This is a genomic window from Psychromonas sp. Urea-02u-13 (assembly GCF_002835995.1).
Classification (GTDB): domain Bacteria; phylum Pseudomonadota; class Gammaproteobacteria; order Enterobacterales; family Psychromonadaceae; genus Psychromonas.
Genome location: NZ_PJBZ01000152.1, coordinates 1 through 3,944 on the forward strand (window position 1 = coordinate 1; position 3,944 = coordinate 3,944).

General features: G+C 37.2%; 6 protein-coding genes. 1 reads left to right on the plus strand and 5 read right to left on the minus strand.

Annotated features, from left to right (window positions below):
- Positions 1-92: 92 nt before the first annotated feature.
- From CXF74_RS20750 to CXF74_RS20765, 4 genes are all read right to left on the minus strand, one after another.
- Positions 93-410 (minus strand): hypothetical protein, encoded by a 318-nt coding sequence (locus CXF74_RS20750; protein WP_101084462.1) that lies wholly within the window; start codon positions 408-410, stop codon positions 93-95.
- A 111-nt stretch (positions 411-521) separates the two neighbouring features.
- Entirely contained in the window at positions 522-986 is a 465-nt protein-coding gene (locus CXF74_RS20755) for a hypothetical protein (protein WP_101084464.1), read from the minus strand.
- A 147-nt stretch (positions 987-1,133) separates the two neighbouring features.
- A complete protein-coding gene (locus tag CXF74_RS20760) occupies positions 1,134-1,481 on the minus strand; it encodes a hypothetical protein (RefSeq protein WP_101084466.1) in 348 nt (115 codons plus the stop codon).
- A 172-nt stretch (positions 1,482-1,653) separates the two neighbouring features.
- Positions 1,654-2,190 carry a phosphotransferase-like protein gene (locus tag CXF74_RS20765; protein WP_101084468.1) on the minus strand — a complete coding sequence of 179 codons (537 nt, stop codon included), beginning with the start codon at positions 2,188-2,190 and terminating at the stop codon, positions 1,654-1,656.
- A 219-nt stretch (positions 2,191-2,409) separates the two neighbouring features.
- On the opposite strand from CXF74_RS20765, the gene CXF74_RS20770 reads away from it, so the two are divergent.
- Complete coding sequence (locus CXF74_RS20770) at positions 2,410-3,039, plus strand: hypothetical protein (RefSeq protein WP_101084470.1); 630 nt, start codon at positions 2,410-2,412, stop codon at positions 3,037-3,039.
- Between the two features lie 127 nt (positions 3,040-3,166).
- Here the strand turns inward: CXF74_RS20770 and CXF74_RS20775 are convergent.
- The coding region (locus tag CXF74_RS20775) for a S1 family peptidase (RefSeq protein ID WP_232772607.1) at positions 3,167-3,944 on the minus strand (778 nt) is incomplete at its 5' end.

Genomic DNA, 3,944 nt, shown 5'->3' on the forward strand with positions numbered 1-3,944 from the left:
GTTTTAAGCGGCAAATTGCAGTTGGCTAAAATAAGTGAGGCACGAACAAAAAGCCAACTGTAATTTGTCCGACTTGAAAACCCTTGTTATATTTATTGTTTACTTAGTCGAACACCCTGAATTTTACCTCTATCACCGACACATTGACTTACACTTAAACCTACTTTTTTACCGGCCATAAAAGCAGCAAGCAGAATAGAATACTTTTCTTTTGCTCCAGGATCATTTTTTAAATCAATACGATACAAATCAGTTAATCCGCAACCAGCATCAACTACTCCAGCATCCATTCTAACGTCTACGTGAGTACTCCAAGGGGCCATATACGTGATTTCTGAAACAGGCACCTCAAGTGATAGCACTTGATGTGAACAAAAAAATAATGAACATATATACAACTTGATTTTCATGACTCTATCCTAGATAAATATAACGCCGCGCTAAGCGGACTAAAATTGTGGGTTAAAATGTGTAGCGAAGCGAAACGTAACCCACTGTTTTATTTCCGTTTAAGCGCCTTGTTAGGCTAACGTATTAAAGGATGAGCTTTGTTGTTCATAGTGTAATATTTTTTTGAATGCTGATGTTGGTATTGAACCTATAACCGCCCCCTCAATTTGGGTCATAAACTTCCTCGTGGAATCCATTTTGTGCCAAAGCTCGCGAATAGATTGACCTGATATAAAGCTATTACCGAGCACTGAAATATCAATTTCAATCCAAACAGCACTCTGCCAGTCTGTTCTACACGGAACAAATGCCCCCCAGTCTGTCACATCAACATCGAAGTTTCGGAAGTCGAAAACACTAACACCACCTAGTGAACGAACAAACGGAAAGTGCTCCTCACCTAAACCCGTTCCCCATCGCTCATTGTCTGGGATATCTGGATTAGCATTAATTACCCCATCGGCAACTATCATTGCATAACGCTCAAGGTTAGTAGTGTGCCAAACACGACCACTTAATTCTGTCGGAAACTTCATACTTCAACTCTTATTATTAACTGACGGCTATCAATAGTTAGCCTAACGCCCAGCTCACTTGCGCTTGGGATTGGCACTGTTTTTGAGCGTCTTTTTCAAAAATAGTGACAAGACCAAAGCGTCCAGTGCAGCTGCTTGTTATGTGAATTACTTTTTATTTAATTCGGATTCAAGTGCATCTAACTCAGAACGCATAAAATCAATATCAGCCTGCTGACCGCCATGGATAGCAACCCGTCCAGTTTGACAAGTAGTAATAATAATCCACTTAACTTCAACATCCATTACATCTACACTAAATACAACAGCATATACAGCGGCGGCGGCAATATAATGGTTCTCACCTAATTGCGTATTAGCAATCATTTTATCGTGCAAATTTTCAAACTGATCGCGATTAATACCACCAGATTTTTGCAAGCTATTTATTGTATCTTGCACTTTTTGCTTAGAAACATACTTAATGTTATCGCCAATTTTTACCATTACAGTCATGTTTACACCTTAGTTATTTGATTTTAATGCTTTGCTATACATTTGAGATACCACTTTAAAAATTCAAGTACGACATTCACATAACGCCGCACTAAGCGGACTAAAATAGTGGGTTAAAATGTGTAGCGAAGCGAAACATAACCCACTGTTTTAGTTCCGTTTAAGTGCCTTGTTAGCTATGTGAACTTGCGCCAGTTTTAGTATTAATGAATTCTATTATTTTAGAAGCACACTCGTCGGGTGAATGAATTGAAGAGTCTACTTCAAAGTCATAACTCATATTTTCATGGACCAAACTAAATTGTTCACCCGCTAACCCGATTCGGCGATCTCCTCTATTTTTTTCTCTTATGTTTAACTCGATGACAGGACAATGAATTCCAATTAAATATATAACTCTATTATGAATAGCATTGATTGTACCTTGGAAATATTCGGTTCTTTCAAATACAGTATCTATTAAAATGGGGTATTTAGTTTTACACATATTTTCAATAGAATTTTCGAATAAACTAAAACCAGTTTTAACTGCTTCTAAGCTTTCAACTCCTGTTTTAAAACTCTCAAAGTTGAATAGTTCAAGAAAATGATCAACTTTAGCATGCATAATAGGCAGATCTAATTGTTCTTGAATTTTCTTTGCAATACTCGATTTTCCCGAGCTTGACGTCCCATTTAAAATAACTACAACATCATTAGAAATTGTCATCGAATCTATGCCTCATATAGCTAACGCCCACTTAAGCGGACAGAAATAGTTGGCTAAAATAGTGTAGCGAAGCGAAACATAGCCAACTGTTAATGTTCCGTTTAAAGTTCTTGTTAGGCCTTAGATTCAACTTTAACCTGACACAATTGACATGGGCACTTGACAAAGACAACGAATACATGTCAAATGTGTCTAGTGTATATTATATGAGGCCAAGTTATGAACCAAAACCATTTGAATTTTTTACCACAGATTCAAGAAAAAGGATGGACACTTAAATCATTAGGAATTCGCTGGAGCCTTAGCGAAAGACAAATGAGCAGACTAACAGAAACAAAGGAAAAGAGATATATGGATGCGATACATGGATTACCTTCCAGAGTAGAGTTAAAAGTTAATAAGCACCCGAGTGGCCGCTTAACATTAATGATAAAAGAGCCAGAAAGTAAGATATTCTCAGATTGTAAAGAGCCGGGCTTATTTGCTAATTTAGATGAAACTGAATTTAATAGGTGTCTTTCAATATTTCACTATGAACTTGAGAATAAAGGATTAGAAATAGACTTAAAGAAATGCGATCGCCTTTTTATTCCAATGAATGATACCAGTTCACTTTATATGTGGATTAAACGCTGGGCAAAAAATAAAGAAGATGACTCTGAAATACAAGAGCAAGCTGAATTATTAACAACCAATGCAATTAATGCAATTGGCCTAGTTTATGACACCGAACAATTTGGTCCATTATCTTTTGAAAATTTTCAATTCATTTTGGGTAGCGATGGAATCGGCGTTTCTAAAGATTACTTTACTCAAATTCCAGAAAAAACAAAACGAATCAACGACTAATGAATCTACGACATCAATGGCGACATGAGGGAGGCCTAACGCCGCGCTAAGCGGACTAAAATTGTTGGTTATAATGTGTAGCGAAGCGGAACCTAACCAACTGTTTTAGTTCCGTTTAAGCGCCTTGTTAAGTTTCAAGCGGAGCAGGAAATTCATCAGAGACGGCAATCCTAGTTACGCCTAAATCATTAAGAAAAACTCTCATATCATATGCACTATGCGCAACACCTAACTCTAGTACCTTATGAACTTGCTCAGAGAACTTTTCATTGGCATCGTCGATTTCAGTAAAGCGAAAAAGCTCAATAGTCGATTCGAAGTTGCTAAAAACCATACCAGCAACTGCAACATCGGGACCTGAAAATAAAAGAGGTGTACCACTAAACCCTTTTAAAGCAGGAAATGACAACTCGCAAGTGGATCTAGCATCGGGTAAAATTGATTCAGGGTAGGTCCTAACTATATGACCTTTAAACAAACGAGGAACAGTTTCTAACCTTCCATCAACCAGTCCACCGTTTGTAAAACCATAAGCCATTACATCTGTCCCAATAAATAAATCTTTCTTTCCATGTAGAGCTATTGCTTCGTAATTTTCTCTTCCAACCCAAGCTACTGCAAAATCATATTTTGGATGACATTTAACATCTTTCACTTCAAAGGCTAAACATTCACCATGCATTTCAACCGCCATGAGGGTTTCGCCTTCTTGTAGTGCATTTACAACATGTGCACACGTAGCTATGTTCCCGATATCATTGAAGTGGAATGCGACACCTAAATATCTAGTGTTATCTTGTGCCTTCTTTGGAATACCATTTTTCATGTTAACCGCAAATAAAGGTAAAATACTATGTCTAAATTGAATCATATAACTCCGAGGATCGAATAAATATTCTGAAACT

Coding starts and splice junctions, on each gene's coding strand:
- CXF74_RS20750 (WP_101084462.1), bottom strand. CDS start 410: ATGAAAATCAAGTTGTATATATGTTCATTATTTTTTTGTTCACATCAA.
- CXF74_RS20755 (WP_101084464.1), bottom strand. CDS start 986: ATGAAGTTTCCGACAGAATTAAGTGGTCGTGTTTGGCACACTACTAAC.
- CXF74_RS20760 (WP_101084466.1), bottom strand. CDS start 1,481: ATGACTGTAATGGTAAAAATTGGCGATAACATTAAGTATGTTTCTAAG.
- CXF74_RS20765 (WP_101084468.1), bottom strand. CDS start 2,190: ATGACAATTTCTAATGATGTTGTAGTTATTTTAAATGGGACGTCAAGC.
- CXF74_RS20770 (WP_101084470.1), top strand. CDS start 2,410: ATGAACCAAAACCATTTGAATTTTTTACCACAGATTCAAGAAAAAGGA.